The organism is Streptomyces sp. NPDC001443 (genome assembly GCF_053597355.1).
On the sequence record NZ_JBSFIA010000002.1, the window covers coordinates 228166 to 252996 of the forward strand.

At 70.8% G+C, this 24831-nt stretch carries 22 protein-coding genes; 13 read left to right on the forward strand and 9 right to left on the reverse strand.

The genetic code is table 11. The features are described from left to right. Positions 1 to 21: 21 nt before the first annotated feature. The 3 genes from ACWC24_RS03850 to ACWC24_RS03860 form a co-directional block, all read right to left on the reverse strand. Positions 22 to 555 carry a hypothetical protein gene (locus ACWC24_RS03850; RefSeq protein ID WP_450661221.1) on the reverse strand — a complete coding sequence of 178 codons (534 nt, stop codon included), beginning with the start codon at positions 553 to 555 and terminating at the stop codon, positions 22 to 24. A gap of 140 nt (positions 556 to 695) precedes the next feature. After that, positions 696 to 1634, reverse strand: a complete 939-nt coding sequence (locus tag ACWC24_RS03855) for a Yip1 family protein (RefSeq protein WP_450661222.1) — start codon at positions 1632 to 1634, stop codon at positions 696 to 698. Between the two features lie 286 nt (positions 1635 to 1920). Next, positions 1921 to 4212 carry a heterodisulfide reductase-related iron-sulfur binding cluster gene (locus ACWC24_RS03860; protein WP_450661223.1) on the reverse strand — a complete coding sequence of 764 codons (2292 nt, stop codon included), beginning with the start codon at positions 4210 to 4212 and terminating at the stop codon, positions 1921 to 1923. Between the two features lie 283 nt (positions 4213 to 4495). On the opposite strand from ACWC24_RS03860, the gene ACWC24_RS03865 reads away from it, so the two are divergent. The 6 genes from ACWC24_RS03865 to ACWC24_RS03890 all read left to right on the forward strand — a co-directional run bounded on the left by ACWC24_RS03865 (position 4496) and on the right by ACWC24_RS03890 (position 11328). Continuing rightward, positions 4496 to 5515 (forward strand): MraY family glycosyltransferase, encoded by a 1020-nt coding sequence (locus ACWC24_RS03865; protein ID WP_450661224.1) that lies wholly within the window; start codon positions 4496 to 4498, stop codon positions 5513 to 5515. A 94-nt stretch (positions 5516 to 5609) separates the two neighbouring features. Continuing rightward, on the forward strand, positions 5610 to 7454 hold the full coding sequence (dnaK, locus tag ACWC24_RS03870) for a molecular chaperone DnaK (protein WP_450661225.1): 1845 nt from the start codon (positions 5610 to 5612) through the stop codon (positions 7452 to 7454). Continuing rightward, a complete protein-coding gene (gene grpE, locus ACWC24_RS03875; protein ID WP_450661226.1) occupies positions 7451 to 8107 on the forward strand; it encodes a nucleotide exchange factor GrpE in 657 nt (218 codons plus the stop codon). The genes dnaK and grpE overlap by 4 nt, the downstream gene beginning before the upstream one ends. Before the next feature lie 36 nt (positions 8108 to 8143). After that, on the forward strand, positions 8144 to 9325 hold the full coding sequence (gene dnaJ / locus ACWC24_RS03880) for a molecular chaperone DnaJ (RefSeq protein ID WP_450661227.1): 1182 nt from the start codon (positions 8144 to 8146) through the stop codon (positions 9323 to 9325). Positions 9326 to 9330: 5 nt separating this feature from the next. Further along, complete coding sequence (locus ACWC24_RS03885) at positions 9331 to 9783, forward strand: heat shock protein transcriptional repressor HspR (protein ID WP_450661420.1); 453 nt, start codon at positions 9331 to 9333, stop codon at positions 9781 to 9783. Between the two features lie 447 nt (positions 9784 to 10230). Then, complete coding sequence (locus ACWC24_RS03890; RefSeq protein ID WP_450661228.1) at positions 10231 to 11328, forward strand: sugar ABC transporter substrate-binding protein; 1098 nt, start codon at positions 10231 to 10233, stop codon at positions 11326 to 11328. A gap of 65 nt (positions 11329 to 11393) precedes the next feature. Here ACWC24_RS03890 and ACWC24_RS03895 read toward each other — a convergent pair whose 3' ends face one another. Continuing rightward, positions 11394 to 11957 (reverse strand): DUF4352 domain-containing protein, encoded by a 564-nt coding sequence (locus tag ACWC24_RS03895; protein ID WP_450661229.1) that lies wholly within the window; start codon positions 11955 to 11957, stop codon positions 11394 to 11396. Between the two features lie 284 nt (positions 11958 to 12241). Here ACWC24_RS03895 and ACWC24_RS03900 point away from each other — a divergent pair, with 284 nt between their 5' ends. Next, on the forward strand, positions 12242 to 13279 hold the full coding sequence (locus ACWC24_RS03900; protein ID WP_450661230.1) for a LuxR C-terminal-related transcriptional regulator: 1038 nt from the start codon (positions 12242 to 12244) through the stop codon (positions 13277 to 13279). 24 nt (positions 13280 to 13303) lie between these two features. Here the strand turns inward: ACWC24_RS03900 and ACWC24_RS03905 are convergent, their stop codons facing one another. After that, a complete protein-coding gene (locus ACWC24_RS03905) occupies positions 13304 to 14341 on the reverse strand; it encodes a helix-turn-helix transcriptional regulator (RefSeq protein WP_450661231.1) in 1038 nt (345 codons plus the stop codon). A gap of 86 nt (positions 14342 to 14427) precedes the next feature. Between ACWC24_RS03905 and ACWC24_RS03910 the strand changes: the two genes are divergently transcribed. Together ACWC24_RS03910 and ACWC24_RS03915 are read left to right on the forward strand one after the other, a co-directional pair. Further along, on the forward strand, positions 14428 to 14637 hold the full coding sequence (locus ACWC24_RS03910; protein WP_450661232.1) for a hypothetical protein: 210 nt from the start codon (positions 14428 to 14430) through the stop codon (positions 14635 to 14637). Between the two features lie 40 nt (positions 14638 to 14677). Then, the gene (locus ACWC24_RS03915) at positions 14678 to 14974 is read left to right on the forward strand and encodes a Rieske (2Fe-2S) protein (protein ID WP_152886910.1); all 297 of its coding nucleotides are present in this window, start codon (positions 14678 to 14680) and stop codon (positions 14972 to 14974) included. Between the two features lie 176 nt (positions 14975 to 15150). On the opposite strand, the gene ACWC24_RS03920 is transcribed toward ACWC24_RS03915, so the two are convergent. Next, positions 15151 to 15564, reverse strand: a complete 414-nt coding sequence (locus ACWC24_RS03920; protein ID WP_450661233.1) for a pyridoxamine 5'-phosphate oxidase family protein — start codon at positions 15562 to 15564, stop codon at positions 15151 to 15153. 130 nt (positions 15565 to 15694) lie between these two features. Here ACWC24_RS03920 and clpB point away from each other — a divergent pair, with 130 nt between their 5' ends. Further along, on the forward strand, positions 15695 to 18292 hold the full coding sequence (gene clpB, locus ACWC24_RS03925; RefSeq protein WP_450661234.1) for an ATP-dependent chaperone ClpB: 2598 nt from the start codon (positions 15695 to 15697) through the stop codon (positions 18290 to 18292). A 34-nt stretch (positions 18293 to 18326) separates the two neighbouring features. Here the strand turns inward: clpB and ACWC24_RS03930 are convergent, their stop codons facing one another. Further along, entirely contained in the window at positions 18327 to 18776 is a 450-nt protein-coding gene (locus ACWC24_RS03930; protein ID WP_450661235.1) for a hypothetical protein, read from the reverse strand. Between the two features lie 123 nt (positions 18777 to 18899). Between ACWC24_RS03930 and ACWC24_RS03935 the strand changes: the two genes are divergently transcribed. Beyond that, on the forward strand, positions 18900 to 19436 hold the full coding sequence (locus ACWC24_RS03935; protein WP_450661236.1) for a YbjN domain-containing protein: 537 nt from the start codon (positions 18900 to 18902) through the stop codon (positions 19434 to 19436). Positions 19437 to 19478: 42 nt separating this feature from the next. Here ACWC24_RS03935 and ACWC24_RS03940 read toward each other — a convergent pair whose 3' ends face one another. Then, entirely contained in the window at positions 19479 to 20714 is a 1236-nt protein-coding gene (locus ACWC24_RS03940; protein ID WP_450661237.1) for a hypothetical protein, read from the reverse strand. Positions 20715 to 21088: 374 nt separating this feature from the next. Then, on the reverse strand, positions 21089 to 22279 hold the full coding sequence (locus ACWC24_RS03945) for a pyridoxal phosphate-dependent aminotransferase (protein ID WP_450661238.1): 1191 nt from the start codon (positions 22277 to 22279) through the stop codon (positions 21089 to 21091). A 181-nt stretch (positions 22280 to 22460) separates the two neighbouring features. Here ACWC24_RS03945 and ACWC24_RS03950 point away from each other — a divergent pair, with 181 nt between their 5' ends. Both ACWC24_RS03950 and ACWC24_RS03955 read left to right on the forward strand, forming a co-directional pair. Further along, the gene (locus tag ACWC24_RS03950; RefSeq protein WP_450661239.1) at positions 22461 to 23333 is read left to right on the forward strand and encodes a hypothetical protein; all 873 of its coding nucleotides are present in this window, start codon (positions 22461 to 22463) and stop codon (positions 23331 to 23333) included. 879 nt (positions 23334 to 24212) lie between these two features. Next, positions 24213 to 24758, forward strand: coding sequence for a DUF2617 family protein (locus ACWC24_RS03955; protein ID WP_450661240.1), 546 nt, complete (start codon positions 24213 to 24215; stop codon positions 24756 to 24758). The last annotated feature ends 73 nt before the right edge of the window (positions 24759 to 24831 follow it).

The following is a 24831-nucleotide window of genomic DNA, read 5'->3' on the forward strand; positions in this document are numbered from 1 at the left end:
CCGTGGCTTCTCCGCAGGCCGCTACCGGCCTGCCAGGGCCGCGTTCGCCCCGTCCCGGAGGTCGTCGAAGCCCTGGGCGATCACGGCTGCCGGGCCGAGGCACGCGTGACGGGTGTCCGCCGCGGTCGGACCCGTCGCGCAGCCCAGGCGGTCGTAGGTGTCGACGGCTGTCCGCAGCTTGCGCGCGACGGAGTCCAGCGTCGTGAATCCCTTGCGTCCGTCGATCCGGTCCAGGGCCAGGTCGGCGGCCTTCGCCGTGGCCCGGGCCGCCGCCTCGCACTTCGCGGTGAACAACTGGGGCGATGCTGCCGCGCAGGGCGACTGCGTGCCGGAACCGAACGTCGCCTCGTCCGCGGATATGCGGTCCTCGACGGCGAGTTTGACCGCTTCGGCGGCCCGGGCCTTCGCCGGGACCGGCTCGGCCGCCACGGAAGCCGACGCCGAAGTCGCCGAGAGCGGAGTGGACTTGGCCGCGGGGCTGCCGCAGCCCGTGAGCAGGACGGCCGACAGGGCAAGTGCGGTTGATGCGGGCGGTCCCGGCGACTTCCATTTCATGATCGGTTCTCCCTCGGGCGGTTGCGTCACCGTATCCGAAGCAAGATCGCTGACGGGGCGGGACGACCGAGGTGACAGAAGGGGCTCACCGTCCGTGCGGACGGTGAGCCCCTTCTGTCGGGTGCGGGCCGGACAGGTCCTCAGAACGTGCCCAGCTTCACGATCGACAGCAGCGCGATCAGCTGGATCGCCGACGCGCCCAGCGCCTTGGGCCAGGGCAGGTCGTGGGAGCGGCGGACCATCATGGTCAGCAGCGCTCCGGCGGCCACCCAGGTCGCCCAGCCCACGGCCTGGACGAAGGTCGCGTTGCCGCCGAAGAACATGGCCAGCAGCAGTCGCGGCGCGTCCGTGAGGGACATGATCAGCATCGACAGGCCCACGGTGGGCTGCCAGGCGCCGTCGCCGCCGAGCTGGCGGGCCAGGGTGTGGGTGACCACGCCGAGGACGAAGGCGCTGATCACCATCGCGACCGACGTCATCAGGACGATCGGGACGGCGTTGGAGAGGGTGGCGTTGATCGCGTCCTCGCGGGCGCCGTCGAAGCCGAAGACCGCGAGCAGGCCGTAGAGGAACGTCACGATCAGGGCCGGGGCCCACATCGTGTAGTCGCGCATCCGCAGGAAGGTCTGGTCGGGGGCGGTCACGATGCCCCTCAGCAGCGCCTTCCAGTGCAGCGGCGGGCCGACCGGGGCCGAGGGCTGCGCGGCGCCCGCGTGGTAGGTGCCGCCCTGGTTGTAGGAGGCGTGCTCGTCGATGGAGAACGCCTGGGTGTGCCCCGGCTGGTTCGCCGCGTACGGGTCGTGCGGGGCGCCGTACGGGTCGGCCGCGCCGAAGTACTCCGGCTCGCCGCTGCCCTGTCCGCCCTGTCCGCCTTGCGGCCACTGGGCCCCGCCGGAGCCGCCGTGCGGCGGCTGCTGGCCGCCCCGGTACTGCGGTTGCTGCGGGTACGGCTGCGGAGCCGACGGGTAGCCGTAGGACGGCGGTCCCTGGGGGGCCTGCTGTCCGTACGGAGGGTTGTGCGGTCGCGCTTGCGGGGCGCGGTCGTCCCGGCCGCCGCGTCCGTTCCTGAATCCAGCCACGCCTTCGAACGTACCTGGTCCCGGAGGGTGAGGGGCCAGGACGGGGGTTCAGGGCCGGGCTTTGCTGCCGAGCTGTGACATCCCCTAAGGGGGGTCCCGGGGGTTTTTCCGAGGGGCCGGGGGCTTGCGCGCGGGATCGGTGAGGCGCGGCGGCGGTGTCCTCCGTCCGCGTGACGGCAACTGCGGTGCGTACGGCGGGAGGAGCGCGTGCGGCCCGGAGAGCGCGTACGCCGACGCCCCCTGCCCGGCAGGCGGGTCAGGGGGCGTCGGCGGGTGGGAACGGCGGTTACTTCACCGGCTCCGGCTCCGGCTCGCTCTCCGACTGCGACTCGCCCGCCGGGGGCTCGTCCGCGACCGGCGTCCTGACGGACTCGAGCAGCAGCTGGGCGACGTCCACGACCTGGACGGACTCCTTGGCCTTGCCCTCGTTCTTCTTGCCGTTGACCGAGTCGGTCAGCATGACGAGGCAGAACGGGCAGGCGGTGGAGACGATGTCCGGGTTCAGCGAAAGGGCCTCGTCGACGCGCTCGTTGTTGATGCGCTTGCCGATCCGCTCCTCCATCCACATCCGCGCGCCGCCGGCGCCGCAGCAGAAGCCGCGCTCCTTGTGGCGGTGCATCTCCTGCTGGCGCAGGCCCGGGACGGCGGTCATGATCTCGCGCGGCGGCGTGTAGATCTTGTTGTGGCGGCCCAGGTAGCAGGGGTCGTGGTAGGTGATGATGCCCTCGACCGGGGTGACCGGGACCAGCTTGCCCTCGTCCACCAGGTGCTGGAGCAGCTGGGTGTGGTGGATGACCTCGTAGTCGCCGCCGAGCTGCGGGTACTCGTTGCCGATGGTGTTGAGGCAGTGCGGGCAGGTGGCGACGATCTTCTTCGCCGACCTGGGCTTGCGCGACTCCTCGGTGACGTTGCCCTCGTCGTCCGTCTCCTCGCCGAACGCCATGTTCAGCGCGGCGACGTTCTCCATGCCGAGCTCCTGGAACAGGGGCTCGTTGCCGAGGCGGCGGGCGGAGTCACCGGTGCACTTCTCGTCGCCGCCCATGATCGCGAACTTGACGCCCGCGATGTTGAGGAGTTCGGCGAACGCCTTCGTGGTCTTCTTGGCCCGGTCCTCCAGAGCGCCCGCGCAGCCGACCCAGTACAGGTACTCGACCTCGGTGAGGTCCTCGATGTCGCGGCCGACGACCGGCACCTCGAAGTCGAGTTCCTTCGTCCACTCCAGGCGCTGCTTCTTGGCCAGGCCCCAGGGGTTGCCCTTCTTCTCCAGGTTCTTGAGCATCGTGCCCGCCTCGGAGGGGAAGCTGGACTCGATCATGACCTGGTAGCGGCGCATGTCGACGATGTGGTCGACGTGCTCGATGTCCACCGGGCACTGCTCGACGCAGGCGCCGCAGGTGGTGCAGGACCACAGGACGTCCGGGTCGATGACGCCGTTCTCTTCCGCGGTGCCGATCAGCGGGCGCTCGGCCTCGGCGAGGGCGGCCGCGGGCACGCCCGCAAGCTGCTCCTCGGACGCCTTCTCCTCGCCCTCCATCGTCTTGCCGCCGCCGGCCAGCAGGTAGGGGGCCTTGGCGTGCGCGTGGTCGCGCAGCGACATGATCAGCAGCTTCGGGGAGAGCGGCTTGCCGGTGTTCCAGGCGGGGCACTGCGACTGGCAGCGTCCGCACTCGGTGCAGGTGGAGAAGTCGAGCAGGCCCTTCCAGGAGAACTGCTCGACCTGGGAGACGCCGAAGACGTCGTCGTCGCCGGGGTCGGTGAAGTCGATCGGCTTGCCGCCGGAGGTCATCGGCTGGAGTGCGCCGAGGGCCGTGCCGCCGGTCGCGTCGCGCTTGAACCAGATGTTCGGGAAGCCCAGGAAGCGGTGCCAGGCGACGCCCATGTTGGTGTTCAGCGACACCACGATCATCCAGATGAAGGAGACGCTGATCTTGATCATGGCGACCAGGTAGACCAGGTTCTGGAGCGTGCCGACGCTCAGGCCCTTGAAGGCCAGCACCAGCGGGTACGAGGCGAAGTAGCCGGCCTCGTAGCCGTCGACGTGGTGGATGGCGCCCTCGAGGCCGCGCAGGGTGTAGATGGCCAGGCCGATGGTGAGGATGACGTACTCGACGAAGTACGCCTGGCCGGACTTGGAACCCGTGAAGCGGGACTTGCGGCCCGGTCGCGAGGGCAGGTTCAGCAGCCGGATCGCCATCAGGACGACGATGCCGAGGACGGTCATCACGCCGATGAACTCGGTGTACATCTCGAACGGCAGGAAGTCGCCGATGACCGGCAGCATCCAGTCGGCCTGGAAGAGCTGTCCGAAGGCCTGCGCCAGGGTCGGCGGCAGCGTCAGGAAGCCGACGGCCACGAACCAGTGCGCGAAGCCCACGATGCCCCACCGGTTCATCCGGGTGTGGCCGAGGAACTCCCGGACCAGCGTCACGCTGCGCTGGTAGGGGTTGTCCGTCCGGCTCCCGGCGGGCACGGGCTGTCCCAGCTTGAAGTACCGGACGAACTGGCCGACGGCGCGTGCGAGCAGCGCCACGCCGACCACGGTCAGGACCAGCGACACGATGATCGCGGCGAGTTGCATTTCGGGGCTCCTCGGGCCTGCGAGGGATTCTCGATCGAGATTACTAAGCGGTAACTTATGCAGTCCGTCTGAGACTACCCGCATCCTCCGCCGCACTGTAGTCAGCCGCTCGGTGATCTGTGTCGCTGAGGCTTGCCTCACGATCCGGGTCGCGGGGCCGGTCCGGGGCTGATCCAGGGCCGGTCCGGGGCTGATCCAGGGGCGATTCGAGGTGGTCCGGAGTGCTCGCGATCCGATCGTGTTATTCGTACCAAATTGGTACATTTACCTCTAACTTATATCCGTGCTCTACGGGATCACCGCCGCCACCGCCGCCCTCCTCCTCGCCGCCGTCCTCGCGGCGCTGCTCCGGGCGCCCGCCCGTCGGCTCGGGGTGGTCGACCGACGACGGCAGCGGCCGTTGCCGCTGTTCGGGGGAGTGGCCGTGGTGGCGGCCACCTGCGCCGTCGCGGCGGCGGGCGACTGGACGGGGGTCGCGCCGCTCGGCACCGGGATCGGGCAGCTGCTCGGCGCGGGCGCCGCGGTCGCCGCGCTCGGGCTGGTCGCCGACGTGTGGCGGCTCAAGACGCGGTTCCTCGCCGTCGGTACGGCCGTGGCGGCGGCCTGCGTCGTGCCGTACACGGAGACGGGGGTGGCCGCCGGGCTGCCGGCCGTGGCCTGGATCGTCTGCGTGACGGTCGCCTTCAAGGGGCTCGACCACGCCGACGGGCTCGTGGGCACCGTCGGGGTCGTCACCGCCTTCGGGGCGGGCGCCTGCGCCGCCGCCGAGGTCATGGACGGGCTCGCGGTGCTGCTCAGTGTGCTGGCCGCCGCGCTGACCGGCTTCCTCATGCACAACTGGCATCCCGCGCGGGTCGGTCTCGGTGCCTGCGGGTCGCTGTTCACCGGTTTCGTGCTCGCCTCGGCCGCCGTGCAGGTCCGCGCCGGGTACGGGTTCGGCTCCAGCGTGGGCGTGCTGTTCGCGCTCACCGCGGTCGCGGCCGCCGACGCCGTCCTCGTGGTCCTGGCGCGGCGGATCGCCGGCCGTCCGCTGCTGCGCCGCGGGCCCGACCATCTCGGCCACCGGCTGCGCCGGCTCGGGCTCACCCCGCAGGGGGCGACGGTGGTGCTCGGTGCCGCGGCGGTCCCGGCGGTGCTCGTCGGGGTGCTGGTGCACACCGGGTGGATCGGTGCTCAAGCCGCGCTCTGGGTGGCCGTGGTGGTGCTGATCGCCCTGTGGGGGGTGCTTCGATTTCCGGTGAACGGGTCGCGACGCCCCGCATCTACGCAGGTCAGAGCCCAGTTGCGTGTAAGGAACGGATAAGAGTTGAGTCGCCATGGCTCAGCTCTGTTGACCGCGGGGTGGCCGTCGTGCACACTTGAGTCCGTTCCACTCAAGTCAGCTGGAGGAAATCACCATGGCACGTGCGGTCGGCATCGACCTGGGCACGACTAACTCCGTCGTAAGCGTTCTTGAAGGCGGCGAGCCCACCGTCATCACCAACGCCGAGGGTGCCCGGACCACGCCGTCCGTCGTCGCCTTCGCGAAGAACGGCGAGGTGCTGGTCGGCGAGGTCGCCAAGCGCCAGGCGGTCACGAACGTGGACCGGACCATCCGCTCGGTGAAGCGCCACATGGGCACCGACTGGAAGATCGAGCTCGACGGGAAGCACTTCAACCCGCAGCAGATGAGCGCGTTCATCCTGCAGAAGCTGAAGCGCGACGCCGAGGCGTACCTGGGCGAGAAGGTGGCCGACGCGGTCATCACCGTCCCGGCGTACTTCAACGACTCCGAGCGCCAGGCGACGAAGGAAGCCGGTGAGATCGCCGGTCTCAACGTCCTTCGTATCGTCAACGAGCCCACCGCGGCCGCGCTCGCCTACGGCCTCGACAAGGACGACCAGACGATCCTCGTCTTCGACCTCGGTGGCGGCACCTTCGACGTGTCCCTCCTGGAGATCGGCGACGGCGTCGTCGAGGTGAAGGCCACCAACGGTGACAACCACCTCGGTGGTGACGACTGGGACCAGCGCGTCGTCGACTACCTGGTGCAGCAGTTCCGCTCCGGCCACGGTGTGGACCTCGCCAAGGACAAGATGGCGCTCCAGCGTCTGCGCGAGGCCGCCGAGAAGGCCAAGATCGAGCTGTCCTCGTCCACCGAGACCTCGATCAACCTGCCCTACATCACGGCTTCCGCCGAGGGCCCGCTGCACCTGGACGAGAAGCTCACGCGCGCCCAGTTCCAGCAGCTGACGGCCGACCTGCTGGAGCGCTGCAAGACGCCGTTCCACAACGTGATCAAGGACGCCGGCATCGCGCTGTCCGAGATCGACCACGTCGTCCTCGTCGGCGGCTCGACCCGTATGCCCGCCGTCGCCGAGCTCGTCAAGGAGCTGACCGGCGGCAACGAGGCCAACAAGGGCGTGAACCCGGACGAGGTCGTCGCCATCGGCGCCGCGCTCCAGGCCGGTGTCCTCAAGGGTGAGGTCAAGGACGTCCTGCTCCTCGACGTGACCCCGCTGTCCCTCGGTATCGAGACCAAGGGCGGCATCATGACCAAGCTCATCGAGCGGAACACGACGATCCCGACCAAGCGGTCCGAGATCTTCACCACGGCCGAGGACAACCAGCCGTCCGTGCAGATCCAGGTCTACCAGGGCGAGCGCGAGATCGCGGCGTACAACAAGAAGCTCGGCATGTTCGAGCTGACCGGTCTTCCGCCGGCCCCGCGCAGCGTGCCGCAGATCGAGGTCGCCTTCGACATCGACGCCAACGGCATCATGCACGTCACGGCCAAGGACCTCGGCACCGGCAAGGAGCAGAAGATGACCGTCACCGGCGGCTCCTCGCTGCCGAGGGACGAGGTCGACCGGATGCGCCAGGAGGCCGAGAAGTACGCGGACGAGGACCACGCCCGCCGTGAGGCGGCCGAGGCCCGCAACCAGGGCGAGCAGCTCGTCTACCAGACGGAGAAGTTCCTCAAGGACAACGAGGACAAGGTCCCGGGCGAGATCAAGACCGAGGTCGAGGCCTCCGTCGAGGAGCTGAAGGCCGCGCTCAAGGGCGAGGACTCCGCCCAGATCCGCACCGCCACGGAGAAGGTCGCCGCCGTCTCGCAGAAGCTGGGCCAGGCGATGTACGCCGACGCCCAGGCCGGGCAGGCCGCCGGTGGCGCGTCCGCCGGTGCCGGTGAGGCCCGCGCCGACGACGACGTCGTGGACGCCGAGATCGTCGACGACGAGCGCCGGGACGGTGTCGCGTGACGGAGGAGACCCCGGGCTTTGAAGAGAAGCCCGACGTCCCCTCCGGCGCCACCTCTGACGACGCCGAGCCGACGGCCGCCGCTCCCTCCGCGGAGGAGGCGGCGGCCCCGGCCGGGGACGCGAACCGGACCGCGGCCCTGGTGGCCCAGCTGGACCAGGTGCGCACGGCGCTCGGCGAGCGCACGACGGACCTCCAGCGGCTCCAGGCCGAGTACCAGAACTACCGTCGCCGGGTCGAGCGGGACCGGATCGCGGTCCGGGAGATCGCCATCGCGAACCTCCTGACCGAGCTCCTGCCCGTGCTCGACGACATCGGGCGCGCGCGGGACCACGGCGAGCTGGTCGGCGGGTTCAAGTCCGTCGCGGAGTCGCTGGAGACCGTCGCGGCGAAGATGGGTCTGCAGCAGTTCGGCAAGGAGGGCGAGCCCTTCGACCCGACGATCCACGAGGCCCTGATGCACAGTTACGCACCGGACGTCACCGAGACGACGTGCGTGGCGATTCTGCAGCCCGGGTATCGGTTCGGCGAGCGCACCATCCGCCCCGCGCGGGTGGCGGTGGCCGAGCCCCAGCCGGGGGCGCAGACGGTCAAGGCCGAGGACTCGGCCGAGACGGGTGACGACAAGGAGAGCGGTGGCCCGGACGAGGGCTGACGCTCAGACACGGAAGCGGAAGGAGGGGCGTCGGGGATGAGCACCAAGGACTTCATCGAGAAGGACTACTACAAGGTTCTCGGCGTCCCCAAGGACGCGACCGAGGCCGAGATCAAGAAGGCGTACCGGAAGCTCGCCCGCGAGTTCCACCCGGACGCCAACAAGGGCAACGACAAGGCCGAGGAGCGGTTCAAGGAGATCTCCGAGGCGAACGACGTCCTCGGCGACCCCAAGAAGCGCAAGGAGTACGACGAGGCCCGCGCCCTCTTCGGTGCCGGCGGGTTCCGCCCGGGACCGGGCGCGGGCGGCGGCAACTTCAACTTCGACCTGGGCGACCTCTTCGGCGGCGGCCCGCAGGGCGGCGGTGGTGCCGGCGGCTTCGGCGGCGGCATCGGCGACGTCTTCGGGGGCCTGTTCAACCGGGGTGGCGCGGGCACCGGCACGCGCACCCAGCCCCGGCGCGGCCAGGACATCGACACCGAGGTCACGCTCAGCTTCACGGAGGCGATCGAGGGCGCGACGGTCCCGTTGCGGATGACCTCGCAGCAGGCGTGCAAGGCCTGTTCCGGCACCGGCGACAAGAACGGCACCCCGCGGGTGTGCCCGACCTGCGTCGGCACCGGACAGGTGGCGCGGGGCTCCGGCGGCGGCTTCTCGCTGACGGACCCCTGCCCGGACTGCAAGGGGCGCGGCCTGATCGCCGAGCACCCCTGCATGGAGTGCAAGGGCAGCGGCCGTGCCAAGTCCTCGCGCACCATGCAGGTCCGCATCCCGGCGGGCGTCACCGACGGGCAGCGGATCCGGCTGCGCGGCAAGGGCGCGCCCGGTGAGCGGGGCGGGCCGGCGGGCGACCTGTATGTCGTCGTGCACGTCGACGCGCACCCGGTGTTCGGCCGCAAGGACGACAACCTCACCGTCACCGTCCCGGTGACGTTCACGGAGGCGGCACTCGGCGGCGAGGTGCGGGTCCCGACCCTCGGTGGTCCGCCGGTGACGTTGAAGCTCCCCCCGGGCACCCCCAACGGCCGCACCATGCGCGCCCGTGGCAGGGGGGCGGTCCGCAAGGACGGCACCCGCGGCGACCTGTTGGTCACCGTCGAGGTGAGTGTTCCGAAGGATCTGTCGGGGAATGCTCGTGACGCACTGGAGGCGTATCGCGAGGCGACCGCGGGGGAGGACCCGCGGGCGGAGCTGTTCGAGGCCGCGAAGGGAGCTTGAGCGTGATGGACGGCCGTCGGCGCAACCCGTACGAACTGAACGAGGAGACCCCGGTCTACGTCATCTCGGTGGCGGCCCAGCTCTCCGGTCTGCATCCGCAGACGCTGCGTCAGTACGACCGTCTGGGTCTGGTCTCCCCCGACCGCACGGCCGGACGGGGCCGGCGCTACTCGGCCCGCGACATCGAACTGTTGCGCACCGTCCAGCAGTTGTCGCAGGACGAGGGCATCAACCTGGCCGGTATCAAGCGGATCATCGAACTGGAGAACCAGGTGGCGGCGCTCCAGTCCCGCGTGGCGGAGATGGAGGCGGCGCTGGAGGGTGCGGCGGCCGCGATGCGACAGCGCGAGGCCGCGGTGCACGCCTCCTACCGGCGGGACCTGGTCCCGTACCAGGAGGTCCAGCAGACCAGCGCGCTGGTGGTGTGGCGGCCGAAGCGGCCGGGGTCCTCGGACTGAGGGCCGCGACGCGGCGGTACGACGCGACGGCACGTGTGTGAAGGGGCCCGGGAGATGTCTCCCGGGCCCCTTCGCGTGCGGCCGGTGGCGGGAACCCGGCGGCGGTCGGCGCGGCGCCGCACCGTTCGGCCGGGTTCGTCCCGCCCGCCCCGACCCTGTCGGGGCGGCTGCCGACACCCTTCGTGATCATGGTTCGACCGAGCGGTGATGGACTGTGTGAAACTTTACTTTTCCGTGAACTTCCATTGGGTGAAGGGGCCGTAAAAGGGTGTTTGGCGAAGAATGATCAGGGCGTTCACGACCGACTGTGAGCGAAGCGGAGCATGATGTTGCTATCTCGTTAAGTGCTTCGGCTTGACGCCGACCGTTGTTGACGCGTTGGCTTTTCAGACACCTGGGTCACCATGCCGTACCCATGTCCGGATCGCACTTGAAGTGAGCCCCCGAATGCGTCGTATCGCCATAGCCGTGGCCGCGTCCACCATGACCCTCTCGTTGGCAGGCTGCGGCATGCTCGACGCATCGGGGAGCGCTGCCGAAGCGAGCCCGACGAAGGGCAACGACGTCACGGTGGGCATCCTGATGCCGGAGAAGACGAACACGCGCTACGCGGACTTCGACTACCCCATCATCAAGGCGAAGGTCGCTTCCCTGACCAACAACCAGGGCCGGACCGCGTACGCCAACGCCGGCTCCGACGCGGACGTGCAGGCGACCCAGATGCAGAAGATGATCGACGACAAGGTCGACATCATCCTGCTGGACGCCGTCGACTCGCACGCCATCGCGGCCATGGTGAAGAAGGCCAAGGACGCGGGCATCCCGGTCATCGCCTACGACCGTCTGTCCGAGGGCCCGATCGACGCGTACATCTCCTTCGACAACGAGCTCGTCGGCGAGGTGCAGGGGCGCACCCTGGCCGAGCAGGTGGACAACACCTCCGGCAAGATCGTCATGGTCAACGGTTCGCCCACCGACCCGAACGCCAAGCAGTTCAAGGCGGGCGCGCTCTCCGAGCTCGACGGCAAGGTGGTCATCGCCGACACCTGGGACACCAAGGACTGGAACCCCGACGTGGCCCAGGCCAAGATGACCAAGGCGATCGAGCGGATCGGCAAGAGCAACATCGCCGGCGTTTATGCGGCCAACGACGGCATGGCCGGCGGTGTCATCAAGGCCTTCCAGGCCGCGGGTGTCAGCAACATGCCGCCGATCACCGGCCAGGACGCGGAGCTCGCGGGTGTCCAGCGGATCGTCGCCGGCCAGCAGTACATGAGCGTCTACAAGTCGTACCCGGAGGAGGCCGAGGCCGCCGCGCAGATGGCCGTCGCCCGGATCCAGGGTCACGACATCCAGTTCGACGCCCTGACCCGCGACAAGGTCGACAGCCCCACGAACAAGGACATCCCCTCGCTGCTGGTGAGCGTGGTCGCGCTGACCAAGGACAACATCAAGGACACCGTCATCGCGGACGGCATCTACAAGGCGTCCGACATCTGCACGGCCGACTACAAGGCGGCCTGCTCCGCGCTCGGCCTCAAGTAGGGCCGACCGCCGCACGGGCCGGCCGACGGCCCGCGGGCCGACCGCCTCGGCGGCCCGCTGACGCCTCACCAGCCCACGAGTGGCTTCATCGGGATGAGCACGCCCTCCGGGGCGTGCTCCACCGGACTGCTGTCCATGAAGCCCGCCCGGTCCCGGTCGCCCGAGACGCGCACGCCCGTCACCTTCGCGTCGCGCGGCACGTCGTACCAGATCTCGACCTCGACGAGATCGTGGCCGCCGATCTCGACCTGGTCGTGCTGCCGCCGTACCGCCATCGCGAAGGTGTCCGCCCGTCCGCGCCGGCCGGCGACGCCCTCCAGGCGCTGGCGCGCGACCACGTACGTGTGGAACTCGGGGTCCTTGTTCTCCACCCGCAGCCGGACAGCGCAGAACTGACCGTCCGGCTGCGCCTCACTGTGCGACCCCGAGACAGCCGTAAGGCCACAACGCAGGGACAGCAAGGTGAACGTGAGGTGTCCATCCTTGTAGGCCCTGGAGGGCCGCTGTGCGGCCGCGGAGGGCGACGGGGCGGCCGGAACCCCGCCGCCCGCTTCGCAGCCCGCGACGGGCAGCGTCAGCGCGGCCAGCGTCGTCCACATCAGTGCCCTCGGCAGGCGCCCTCTCGGCATACGGGAAGTGTCGGGCCGTCGGAGCCGAAAAGGGAGAGGGCGGACACGACGGGAAGGCGTCGACGGCCGCGGCCGTCGCCCGGGGGAGTGGGTTCCGCCGAGTACCGGCCGGGTACGGAACATCACCGTCAGCTTGTGGCGATGCCATGAGCGGTGGTGGGCGGAAAGCGGGGCGAACCGGCTGTTTCCCACGGTCGGACCGAGGGAAGCCGTGTTGCGGAGCAGGTAGGGTCCGCGCATAGTGGCGCCTGCGGAAGAGGCTGGAACCGGGGGTGGGACGGGCGATGGCCGGGCACGGGACGGAGCAGCATCCACACGGTGCCGACCGACTGTGCGACGCCGGGGATCGGGTGTATTCCCGGGCCGTACGGCGCGGGCGGGTGCGCCGTCGGGACGCCGACCCGGTGCCCTGTCTCCTGGAACTGGCCCTGCTGCACCCGGACCCCGACGACATGGACTGGCTGGTGCCGACCGCACCGCAGGAGGTCATGACCCGGCTGCTGCGCGCGGTACACGACGAGGTCAGCGCGAGCCGGCGCCGGGTGGGCGCGGCGGTCGCGGCCGTCGAGTGGTACGCGGGCCTGGGCGGCCGGCTGCCGTCCTCCGGCACCGAGGGCAGCTCGATCCGGGTCCTGGAGGGCCTGTCCCGGATCCAGACGGCGATGGACGAGGCGACCGAGGCCTGCACGACGGAGGTGCTGACGGTGCAGCCGGGCGGCATCCGTCGCGAGGCCGAGCTGTCCGAGGGGCTGCACCGGGCGCTGACGCTGCGCGGGCGCGGGGTGCGGATGCGGGACCTGTACAACCATGTGGCCCGGCACGGGCAGGGGTTGCTCAACTACCTCGAGCTGATGGGCGACACGGTCGAGGCGCGCACCCTCGACGAGGTCGTCGACCGGCTCATCCTGTTCGACCGCACGGTCGCCTTCATTCCCGCCAACGCCGATCACACGATGGCCCTGGAGCTCAGGCACCCGGCCCTGGTCAACTACTTCGCCACGGTCTTCGAACGCTTCTGGCGGCTGGCGATCCCGCTCACCGCCCCGCTGCCCGACACCGGCATCGAGGGCATCTCGCACCGCGAGCAGTCCATCGCGGCGCTGCTCGCGGAGGGGCACCAGGACGCGGTGATCGCGGAGCGCCTCGGCATCAGCGTGCGCACCTGCCGGGCGCACATCGCACGGCTGTCGGAGACGCTGGGCGCGGCGAGCCGCACCCAACTGGGGGTCAGGATCGCCCAGGTCGGCCTGGACAGCTCCGTGCCCACCCCCGGTGTGCCGCAGGTCGCCCTGCCCGATCAGGGGTCCCCGACCGCCCTGTGAGGGGCCGGGCGAGGGCGCCCCGGGTCACGCCCCGCCGTCGTCGGCGGTGTCGGCGTGGTCCTGGTTGAGGATTCCCGACTGGGCTATCAGATAGCCGAGTTGGGCGCGGCTGCCGCTGCCCAGGGCGGTGGCCAGTTTGGCTATGTGGGCCCGGCAGGTGCGTACGTTCATGCCCAGCCGGCGTGCGATGGCCTCGTCCACGTGGCCCTCCACGAGAAGCTTGGCGATGGAGTGCTGGATGTCGGTGATGCCGTCCGGGGCGGTCTCGTAGGGGGCTCCGGCGCTCAGCGGCACCGCGCGGTTCCACATGAACTCGAACACCTTGACCAGGTAGCTGACCAGACCGGGGTGGCGCAGTTCCAGGGCGACCTGGCGGTCCTCGCGGACCGGGATGAAGGCGACGGTCTCGTCGCAGATGATCAGCCGCTCGACGAGTTCGTCGATGGTGCGGTACTCGGCCTTGCCGTCGGCGAACTGGTCGACGTAGGCGAGTCGTTCGGGGCTGTAGCGCGCGGTGTGCTGGTACAGGGTGCGGATGCGCACCCCGCGTTCGATCAGCGGCCGGTCGCGCTCGAGTCCCTCGATGAGTCTGCGTTCCGGGTGGCGGGCGCTCGGCTGGACCGTGAGCACCTCGTGCTGGCACTGGGCGGTGGCCAGGTCGAGTGCCGCGTTGATCCGGTCGAGTCCCTCCAGCACCCGGACGGAGTCCGTGGCCGCGGTCACCCGGGCGCTCAGCGCCATGAACGGCTCGAAGGCCCCGGCCAGATCGGTGGACAGCCGCCGCCGCTCGCTGATCTCGCGCTCTATGGCGTTGAGGCGCTGGGCCAGGACGACCGAGGGGGGGACCGGGAGCAGCCGGTCCGGCTCGTCCGGGTCGGGGTGCAGCAGGGCGAACTCCATCAGACACGGAGCGGCCTCCGCCTCGACGCGGTCGATACGCCCCGTGCGCAGGGCGTTCGCGTAGAGGCGCTCGCCGTCCTCGCACCATTCCGTCAAGGCGTGGGGATGCGTCTCGTTAGTCCGATTCGTTGCCAAATCTCCACCCCCCAGGGTCCTGAACATGCAGGAACATGATGCATTGATTGTGTGGCCATGACGTGCCCGAATGAGCCATCGTCTTACTCGACGGGGGAAGAGGGGACCTTCAAGTGAGGACGAAGCCGACTATGCGTAAGAGAATGCTTCGCTCGGTGCTCGTCGCCGCCTTCTCCGCCGTTGTGGCCTTCGGAACGCTGAGTGGCCTCTCCGGTACGAAGGGTGACGTGCGCGCGGACACCGTCTGGTCAGTGCCGGGCGCCGACGCCGCGACCGGCGACGACGGCGCCGTCGTCACACCGAATGACACCGTGTGGAGTTGACGTGACCACCCCACCCGACGACCGCTCCTTCCGGCGCGAGATGGCCACCGCCTACCGCTCCGGCTGGCACTTCATCGACCTGGTCACCGCCATCCCCCATAGCGGCGACTCGCTGATGGTGACCGTCTTCGGTGAGCCGGTCGTCGTCACGCGGGACGAGGACGAGGACGTACGGGCGTACCGGTGCCTGCGACGGCCTCGCGGGGCGCCGCAGCCCGTGCGGTGTGCCATCCGGTACGGAATGATCTTTGTGAACCTGGATCGGCGGGACCACCGGCTTGCGGAGCCGGACGTTCCTGACATCAGGACCATCTCGGCCACCCCCCGCAGTGCCTGACGCGATTCCCCCGTCGTAAAAGATCGCGCAGGTACTTCCCCCCGCAGCGGCGTCACCGTGACCTGAACACGGTGACGCCGCTGCAGTTTTACGGGACATTTCCGGGAATGGGCGCGTTCCACGGGTGACCGAAAAAGGATCGTCCGCCGCTGTTCCCCCGGGGCTCGCCCGTCTCCTCAGCCCCGCCCCATCGCCCGGGTCAGCTCGATCTCGATCACGACCCGGGCCGGGTTGGGTGCGGGCACCCGCTGGTAGCGCTCGGCGTAGCGCCGCTCCGCCTCCGCGATCCGCTCCGGCTCGGTGCGTACGAAGGCCCGGCCCTCCAGCGTGGCCCAGCGGCGGCCGTCGACCTGGCACACCGCCACGGGCGCGCCCGCCGGCCCCGCGGCGCTCACGTTCGTCACCTTCGCGCTCGCCTTGTTCGTGATCACCCGAGCCAATCGCGCCTCGGGGTCGTATGTCACTCCGACGGGTACGACGTGCGGGGTGCCGTCCTGGCGCGTCGTCGTCAGTGTGCACAGGTGCCGTTCCCGCCAGAAGGCGAGATACGGCTGGTCCGGGCTGCCCGGGTTCTGTGGATATGCGGCCATGCCCGGGAATTTAGTCCCTCACCACCTCCCCGGCTCTCCTTGAGTGGAATAGACTCAACTTTGTGTACGTTGGTTGAGTCAGGACCGGGAGACGTGGGCAGTACGCCGACGCTGGGAGGAGAACGCGAACGTGGACGCCGAGCTGACCAACAGGAGCCGGGACGCGATCAACGCGGCAGGCAGCCGGGCCGTGTCCGAGGGCCATCCGGACCTCACCCCCGCCCATCTGCTGCTCGCGCTGCTCGCGGGGCAGGACAACGAGAACATCATCGACCTGCTGGCCGCCGTCGGCGCGGACCAGGCAGCCGTGCGCGCCGACGCCGAGCGGGCGCTGGCCCAGCTGCCCAGCGTGACCGGCTCCACCGTCGCGCCCCCGCAGCCCAACCGCGAGCTGCTCGCCGTCCTCGCCGACGCCCAGCGGCGCGCCAAGGACCTCGGCGACGACTACGTCTCCACCGAGCACCTGCTGATCGGCACCGCCGCGAAGGGCGGCGCGGCCGGCGAGGTGCTCTCCCGGCGGGGGGCCGGGGCGGACCAGCTCCAGGAGGCCTTCCGCAAGTCGAGAGGAGGGCGCCGGGTGACCACCGCGGACCCCGAGGGGCAGTACAAGGCGCTGGAGAAGTTCGGGACCGACTTCACCGCCGCCGCGCGGGAGGGCAGGCTCGACCCCGTCATCGGACGCGACCACGAGATCCGGCGGGTCGTGCAGGTGCTGTCCCGCCGCACCAAGAACAACCCGGTGCTCATCGGCGAGCCCGGCGTCGGCAAGACCGCCGTCGTGGAGGGGCTCGCGCAGCGGATCGTGAAGGGGGACGTGCCCGAGTCCCTGAAGAACAAGCGGCTGGTCGCGCTGGACCTCGGGGCCATGGTGGCCGGGGCGAAGTACCGGGGCGAGTTCGAGGAGCGGCTGAAGACCGTCCTCGCCGAGATCAAGGACTCCGACGGGCAGGTCATCACCTTCATCGACGAGCTGCACACCGTCGTGGGCGCGGGCGCCGGCGGCGACTCGGCCATGGACGCGGGCAACATGCTCAAGCCCATGCTCGCGCGCGGTGAGCTGCGCATGGTGGGCGCCACCACCCTGGACGAGTACCGGGAGCGGATCGAGAAGGACCCGGCCCTGGAGCGGCGGTTCCAGCAGGTGCTGGTCGCCGAGCCGACCGTCGAGGACACCATCGCCATCCTGCGCGGGCTCAAGGGCCGCTACGAGGCCCACCACAAGGTCCAGATCGCCGACAGCGCGCTGGTCGCGGCGGCCACCCTGTCCGACCGGTACATCACCTCCCGCTTCCTGCCCGACAAGGCCATCGACCTGGTCGACGAGGCGGCCTCCCGGCTGCGCATGGAGATCGACTCCTCCCCGGTCGAGATCGACGAGCTCCAGCGGGTCGTGGACCGGCTGAAGATGGAGGAGCTGGCGATCGGCAAGGAGACCGACGCCGCCAGCCGGGAACGGCTGGACAAGCTGCGCCGCGACCTCGCCGACAAGGAGGAGGAGCTGCGGGGTCTCACCGCCCGCTGGGAGAAGGAGAAGCAGTCCCTCAACCGGGTCGGCGAGCTGAAGGAGCGGCTCGACGGCCTGCGCGGCCAGGCCGAACGGGCCCAGCGCGACGGCGACTTCGACACCGCCTCCAAGCTGCTGTACGGCGAGATCCCGGCCCTGGAGCGCGACCTGGAGGCCGCGTCCGAGGCCGAGGAGGAGGCCTCCCGGGACACCATGGTCAAGGAGGAGGTCGGCTCCGACGACATCGCGGACGTCGTCGCCTCCTGGACCGGGATCCCGGCGGGCCGTCTGCTGGAGGGCGAGACGCAGAAGCTGCTGCGCATGGAGGACGAGCTCGGCAAGCGTCTCATCGGCCAGTCCGAGGCCGTACGGGCCGTCTCCGACGCGGTGCGGCGCAGCCGCGCGGGCATCTCCGACCCGGACCGGCCCACCGGCTCCTTCCTCTTCCTCGGCCCGACCGGTGTCGGCAAGACCGAGCTGGCCAAGGCGCTCGCGGACTTCCTCTTCGACGACGAGCGGGCGATGATCCGCATCGACATGTCGGAGTACGGCGAGAAGCACAGCGTGGCCCGGCTGGTCGGCGCCCCGCCCGGCTACGTCGGCTACGAGGAGGGCGGCCAGCTCACCGAGGCGGTCCGCCGCCGCCCATACAGCGTCGTCCTGCTGGACGAGGTGGAGAAGGCGCACCCCGAGGTCTTCGACGTCCTGCTCCAGGTGATGGACGACGGCAGGCTGACCGACGGCCAGGGCCGCACGGTCGACTTCCGCAACGTCATCCTGGTGCTCACCTCGAACCTGGGCAGTCAGTTCCTGGTGGACCCGACGGTGGGCGAGGCGGAGAAGAAGCAGCAGGTGCTGGAGGTGGTCCGGGCGTCCTTCAAGCCGGAGTTCCTCAACCGGCTCGACGACCTGGTCGTCTTCTCGGCCCTGTCCAAGGAGGAGCTGGGCCGCATCGCCCGCCTCCAGATCGACCGGCTCGCCCGGCGGCTGGCCGAGCGGCGGCTGACCCTGGAGATCACCGACGAGGCCCTGGCCTGGCTCGCCGACGAGGGCAACGACCCGGCCTACGGCGCCCGGCCGCTGCGCCGGCTGGTCCAGACGGCCATCGGCGACCGGCTGGCCAGGGAGATCCTGTCCGGCGAGGTCAAGGACGGCGACACGGTCCGGGTGGACGCCTTCGGCGACGGACTGATCGTGGGTCCGGCGACCGGCAAGACGCTGTGACGCACGGGCGGCACCGCGCCCGACGCGGTGCCGCTCAGTAGGTGGAGGCCTCGAACGTGACGAGGGCGGTGTTCCCCGCGGACCCGCCCTCGTAGCGCACGCTGACGTCCACGTCGTACGCGCCTGTCGTGTTCTTGTCGTCAGGGGCGTTGCGAACGAACACACACAGGTCCCCGTCGCACATCTCCGGGCGCTGACCGCGGGGAAACGCCGCGGTCAGCCACTGCGGCACCGTGGACCGCGGCATCCGGAACGAGCCGTCGTAGGCCTGGTCCGGCCAGCTGTACGAGGTGCAGTCCTGCGCGCTCGCCCCCGCGGGCAGCGAGGCGCCCGCGAACCGCAGGGCCCTGTCGCAGGAGACCCGGCCGACGGTGCCGGGGGGGCCGTCGCTCGACGCGAAGCTGAGGACCCACACGAACCGCCCGACGACGGCGACCGCGAACACCAGACTCAGCCACCACAAACCCCACCCCAGCTTGCGCACGTGTGCCACCCCTTGTCGACGTTGACCGGATCATGTCAGTCGCCGCGACAGGCCCGCCCGGGGTTGCCACTCCCCGTGCCGGATGGGAGAGGATGGCAGCATCCGTACGAAGGGAAATTCACGGTGACCATCGACCCGTCCTCGATTCCGAACTTCGGGGGCCAGCCCGAGCCGCAGCCGCAGGGACCGGCGGGCCCCGTCGTCCCGGATCAGGACCTCGTGAAGCAGCTCCTCGACCAGATGGAGCTGAAGTACGTCGTGGACGAGGAGGGCGACCTCGCGGCGCCCTGGGAGCAGTTCCGTACGTACTTCATGTTCCGTGGCGAGGCCGACCAGCAGGTGTTCTCGGTGCGGACCTTCTACGACCGTCCGCACAAGATCGACGAGAAGCCCCAGCTGCTGGAGTCCATCGACGACTGGAACCGTCGCACGCTGTGGCCCAAGGTCTACACGCACACGCACGACGACGGCACCGTCCGTCTCATCGGCGAGGCCCAGATGCTGATCGGCACCGGGGTCGCCCTCGAGCACTTCGTGTCGTCGACGGTGAGCTGGGTGCGGGCCGCCATCGAATTCGACAAGTGGCTCGTCGAGCAGCTCGGCCTGGAGCAGGAAGTCAACGACTCGGAGGAGCCCGAGGAGGGCGAAGGCGAGGAGTAGTCCACCTCCCGGGTCCCAGGGCGGGCAGCCCGTCCCCGGGTCCTACAGCGGTGCGTGCGCGATCGCTACCAGGTACGCGCCGTAGACGAACGAGAGCCCGGCCAGGGCGCCGACCACCGCGGTCGCGTGCCAGGGCCGGGCTCTCGCCGTGCGTACCAGCGCCCGCGCGGGCGGCAGCAGCAGCGGGAAGGCGGGCAGCAGGAAGCGCGGCTTGCACTCGAAGAAGCCCGCGCCGCCGAGGGCGACCACCATCAGGGCGCTGGTGTAGACGACCAGTGGGAGCGGGGGGCGGTCCAGGAGCAGCAGGACGTACAGGAGCACCGCCGCCGCGACGATCACCAGTGACATCGGGAAGACGAACCGGGCCTTGTACAGCAGGAGGATCCGGGTGAACCGGAGCGCGTCGTGGCCGAGGTCGAAGCGCGACCCCCAGCCCGCCTGCACCGCGAAGTAGCCGCCGAGCAGGTCCCCGGTCCGCCGGCCCACCCACAGGAGGTACGCGCCCCAGCCGAGCGGGGCGAGCACCGCGCCCGCCCACAGCCCGGGGGAGACCCGGCCGAGCCGGCGGCGCTCGTGCCAGACCTCGCAGACGGCCGCCGCCACGACGGCCGCCGCCACCGCGCAGCCGTTGGGCCGGGACAGTCCCGCGAGCGCGGCCAGCGCGCCGGCCCACAGCCAGCGGCGGGTGAGGACCGCGTACAGCGACCAGGCGGCGAACGCCGTGAGCAGCGGCTCGGTGTACGCCATCGACAGCACGACCGAGTGCGGGAGCAGCCCCCACAGCAGCACCAGGGTGCAGGCGACGGCCCGGCCGTGCAGCAGGGCGCCGCACCGGTAGATCCCGCAGGCCGCGGCCACGGCCGCCAGCCACGACACCAGCAGGGCCGCCCCGCCCCCGCCGAGCGGGCTGAGCGCCGTCACCCCGCGCACGAGTGCCGGGTAGAGCGGGAAGAACGCCAGGTCGCTCTGGACGACGCCCGGCTGCGGATGCAGGACGCGGCCGTAGCCGTGCGCGGCGATGCCCAGGTACCACAGGGAGTCCCAGGACCGCCCGAGCAGGGCGAGCGGCTGCTTGTCCCAGGTCCAGGCGGTCGTGGCGAGCACGGCGGCACCGGCCAGCCGCGCGGCCACGAACAGGCCCACCGCGGTGCCGACTCCCGGCGGCCGGAGCGTCCGGGGGTCGGGCAGCCGGGGGCGGGGCAGCCGCGGACGGGCCCGGCCCCGTCGTTCGGGCTCCGGTACCGCGATGCGGAGCGTGGTGGCGCTGGTGTGAGTCACACCCGCACCTTGCAAGAGCGCCGCCGGGGTGCGCGAGCAGGGCGCGGCCGGACGGGTGCGGTCACCCGCCGCCCGGCGCGGCGACGTGACCCGGAGCTCCGGACATGCTGCCGCCCGACCCACCGACACCCCGTCAGGCGGGCGGGCCGTCGAGCGGGTCGGCGGCCCCGGCGGACGTGCGGTCCGGCGGACCGGCGGACCGGCGGACCGCCGGACCGTCAGGGCGTCGGAGCGGCGGGCGGGCAGACCGGTGGACGGGCAGAGCGGCGCGGTGGGGCGGCGGAGGGGTAGACCCCGGCGGAGCGGCAGACCGGTGGGCGTCGGACCGGTGGGCCGACTCGCGGGGTGTCCGGCCGGTCGACCCGCGGGACGCGTCAGGCCGGCAGGGACTTCAGGCGGCGCACCGCCTCCTCCAACACCTCGGTCTTCTTGCAGAACGCGAAGCGGACGAAGGGGGCGCCGGCCTCGCGGTGGTCGTAGAAGACCGCGTTCGGGATGGCGACCACGCCGGCCCGTTCCGGCAGGGCGCGGCAGAAGGCGAAGCCGTCGCTCTCGCCGAGGGGGCGGATGTCGGTGGTGACGAAGTAGGTGCCGGCCGGCCGGAAGACCCCGAAGCCCGCCTCGGCGAGACCGGACGCCAGCAGGTCGCGCTTGGCCAGCAGGTCCGCGCGCAGGGTGTCGAAGTAGGAGTCGGGCAGCGACAGCGCCTCGGCGACCGCGTACTGGAACGGTCCGGCCGACACGTACGTCAGGAACTGCTTCGCCGAGCGCACCGCCGTGACCAGGCCGGGCGGCGCGGTGATCCAGCCGACCTTCCAGCCGGTGAAGGAGAAGGTCTTGCCGGCCGAGCCGATCGTGACCGTGCGCTCGCGCATCCCGGGGAAGGAGGCGAGCGGCAGGTGCTCGGCCCCGTCGAAGACGAGGTGCTCGTACACCTCGTCGGTGACCACCAGCAGATCGCGCTCCACGGCCAGCTCGGCGATCGCCGTCAGCTCCTCGCGGGTGAGGACCGTGCCGGTCGGGTTGTGCGGGGTGTTGACCAGCAGCAGACGGGTGCGGTCGGTGACCGCGGCGCGCAGCTCGTCGAGGTCCAGGCGGAACGCGCCGTCGTGCGGGCGCAGGGTGACCGGCACCCGGGTGCCGCCCGCCATCGCGACGCAGGCCGCGTAGGAGTCGTAGTAGGGCTCCAGGGCGATCACCTCGTCGCCCGGCTCCAGCAGGGCGAGCAGGGCCGCGGCGATGGCCTCCGTGGCGCCGGCCGTGACCAGGACCTCGGTGTCGGGGTCGTAGGACAGGCCGTAGCGGCGCTGCTGGTGCGCGGCGACGGCGGTGCGCAGCTCGGGGATGCCGGGGCCCGGCGGGTACTGGTTGCCGAGGCCGTCGCGCAGCGCGCGCACCGCGGCCTCCCTGACCTCCTCGGGTCCGTCCGTGTCGGGGAAGCCCTGGCCCAGGTTGATCGATCCGGTCCGCACGGCCAGCGCCGACATCTCGGCGAAGATCGTCGTCCCGAACTCGGCGAGCCGGCGGTTGAGGAAGGGGCGTGCGCTGGAGGTCATGCCGGCCATCCTGCGCCGAAGCTCCGGAGTTGTTCAACCCGCCTTCGCCGAAGGTCTCCTGTGTCGGCGGCCGGTCGGCTGTCACATGCCTGTGACACAAGCCCGACGGGTCCGGCACGAGTGATCCCTAACGTTGTTCTCGCCGGTCAGAGAGGTCGGCACGGCCGAAGCGACATCGCCAGGAGCAGCCATGCGCACCGCACTCCGCACCACCCTCGCCACCCTCGCCCTCGTCGGGACGGCCGCCGCTTCCGTCGTCTCGGCCGGTGCCACAGCCAGTGCCGCAGCCAGTGCCACCGCCAGTGCCGCGCCGTCGGCGGGCAGCGCCTGCGTCGTGACCAAGACCATCCCCTCCGTCTTCGGCGGCATGAAGGTCAAGCTGGTCAACAGCGCGCACAGCGGCGCGTCCGCCAAGCTCCTGGACGGCCGGGGCGGCGTCGTCTCGACCGTGAACCAGAGCAGGCCCACCGACCTGGCCTACGGCTTGAAGATCACCGGAGTGCTCAGCGCCAAGCCCGTCTTCGGGCAGCGCAGCGAGGGCGGGCCGACCCCCTGGCGCAGCACCGCCTTCCCGGCCCTGTCCGCCGACTGCACGCTGAGCGGCAAGCTCGTGCGCACCCTGCGCCTCGACTCCCGCACGACCGCGCAGATCTTCAAGGTCTCCGCCGGCCACTACCAGGCCCGCGTCTTCCGGGACGGCAGGCTGGTGCGCTTCATCGACGCCCACGACCGTTCCGGAGCCGCCCTGTACGGCACCCGCACGCTGGTGCTGAACCCGGACGGCACGACCGCCACCTGGACCGGGTCCGAGACCGCGCCCGCACCCCGGCTCGGCCGCTACAAGCTGGTCAACGGCGCGAAGGTGAAGATCGTCAAGCGCGACGGTGTCTACGGGGCGCAGCTGACCACCGGCCACGGCACGTTCTCCGTCTCGTGGGCCAAGGGCCGCCCGGTCGTCCTCCAGGACGACGTCACCCTGGTCGTCCTGGGTGCCGACGGCACCCTCAGCAGCCACATCTACGGCCGGTCCGTTCAGAAGGCCCCGGTCTACCTGGGCGCCTGACGGCCCCTGAGGTACGAGCGGCCCCTGATCCGCACTTCGGTGCAGGTCAGGGGCCTTTTCCGTGGCCGGACCCTCAGAAGTTCCTCAACTCTGCTTTGGCCGCGCGAGCGACCGGGCATCCCCAGTCCACGCAAGGAACGAGGCGCCCGCGGGGGGCCGCTTCGGGGGAATCGGAAGGAGGGTGACGCCATGGTCCTCGGCATCATCCTGGTGGTCGCCGCGGTCCTGTTCGCGGGCGCCGTCGCGTCCTCGGCACGCAGGAACGGCAAGGCGCGGGCGTACGGCGCCGGCCGTCGGCGCGGCGGCAGCGACAGCAGCTGGTGGGCCGGCGGGGGAGACAGCACCGGCTCGTCCTCGGGTGGTCATTCGGGCGGGCATTCGGGTGGTCACTCGTGCGGCGGTGGTCATTCGGGTGGTCACTCGTGCGGCGGTGGTCATTCGTGCGGGGGTGGATCGTCCTGCGGAGGAGGGTCGTCCTGCGGCGGCGGGGGCGGATGCGGCGGAGGCAGCTGACACGGGGCAGCCGAGCTCCGGCAGGGGGAGCCGCATCCGACGGACAGGGTCCGGACATTCGTTCGGGCCCTGTCACGCGCGGGTGTGCGCCGTGGGGCTCCGGCGCACGCCGTGGTTGAACAGTTGAGCTGGCGGGCCCTCTGAGGGATGGAAACCCCACGAAGTTGGGTAAAAACGCTGTGGCGGCAGCACAGTTCATGATTCCCTCTAAACCACCATCGCAGCCCCTCGGACGTCTTGCGCGGACACCCCTCCCGACTGGGCTGACCGGGCCGAATTCCCGCCGTCGACCGGAGTCGACCGGAGTCGACCGGGGTGCGCCGGACCAACACCCCCTTTTTCTTTGCGTGCTTGCGGAGCCGATCCATGCTCACGACCCTGAACACCTCCTACACCGACACGCGCGCGGCAGACCTCGCCTGGGCCCTGGGGCGCGATCCACTTCCCGCCCTGGCCACACTCGACCTCGAACTGGACGGCGCAAAGCTCCAGTTGAGACTGCTCGGCGCGTCCCACCAGGTGCTGGTGGAGCAGGAGCAGGGCCGTTGTTCGGAGACGGTGGCCTGCATCCCCGGCAGCAGCACACCCCTTCCGCTCGGCGTCGCCAAGCGGGTGGACGACTGGGAGTACGAGTTCGCCGCGCGCGTCGAGGTCCTCTCGCCGGGCTCGTTCGCGGGCCGCGCCCAGGAACTGCTGGCCCTCGTCTGCGACCACCCGAACGGCCTCGCGGGCGTCTTCCCCGGCAGTCCGCACGCGTTCACGGCCATGCTGGCCCAGCGCCACGACGGCCATGTGCACTGGCGCACCTGGCACGCCTACCCGCAGGACGGCCAGTTGGTGGCGACCCGGACGCGGGTCGGGACGCGGGTCCCCGCGGGACGGTGCGGCCGGCTCAGCCGGTCCGGGGTCTGACGCCCGTAAACACAAGGCACCCGAACAGCGAGGATTTCCACACGTGTGGGTGACGAAGCGTACCGGTCTCGTC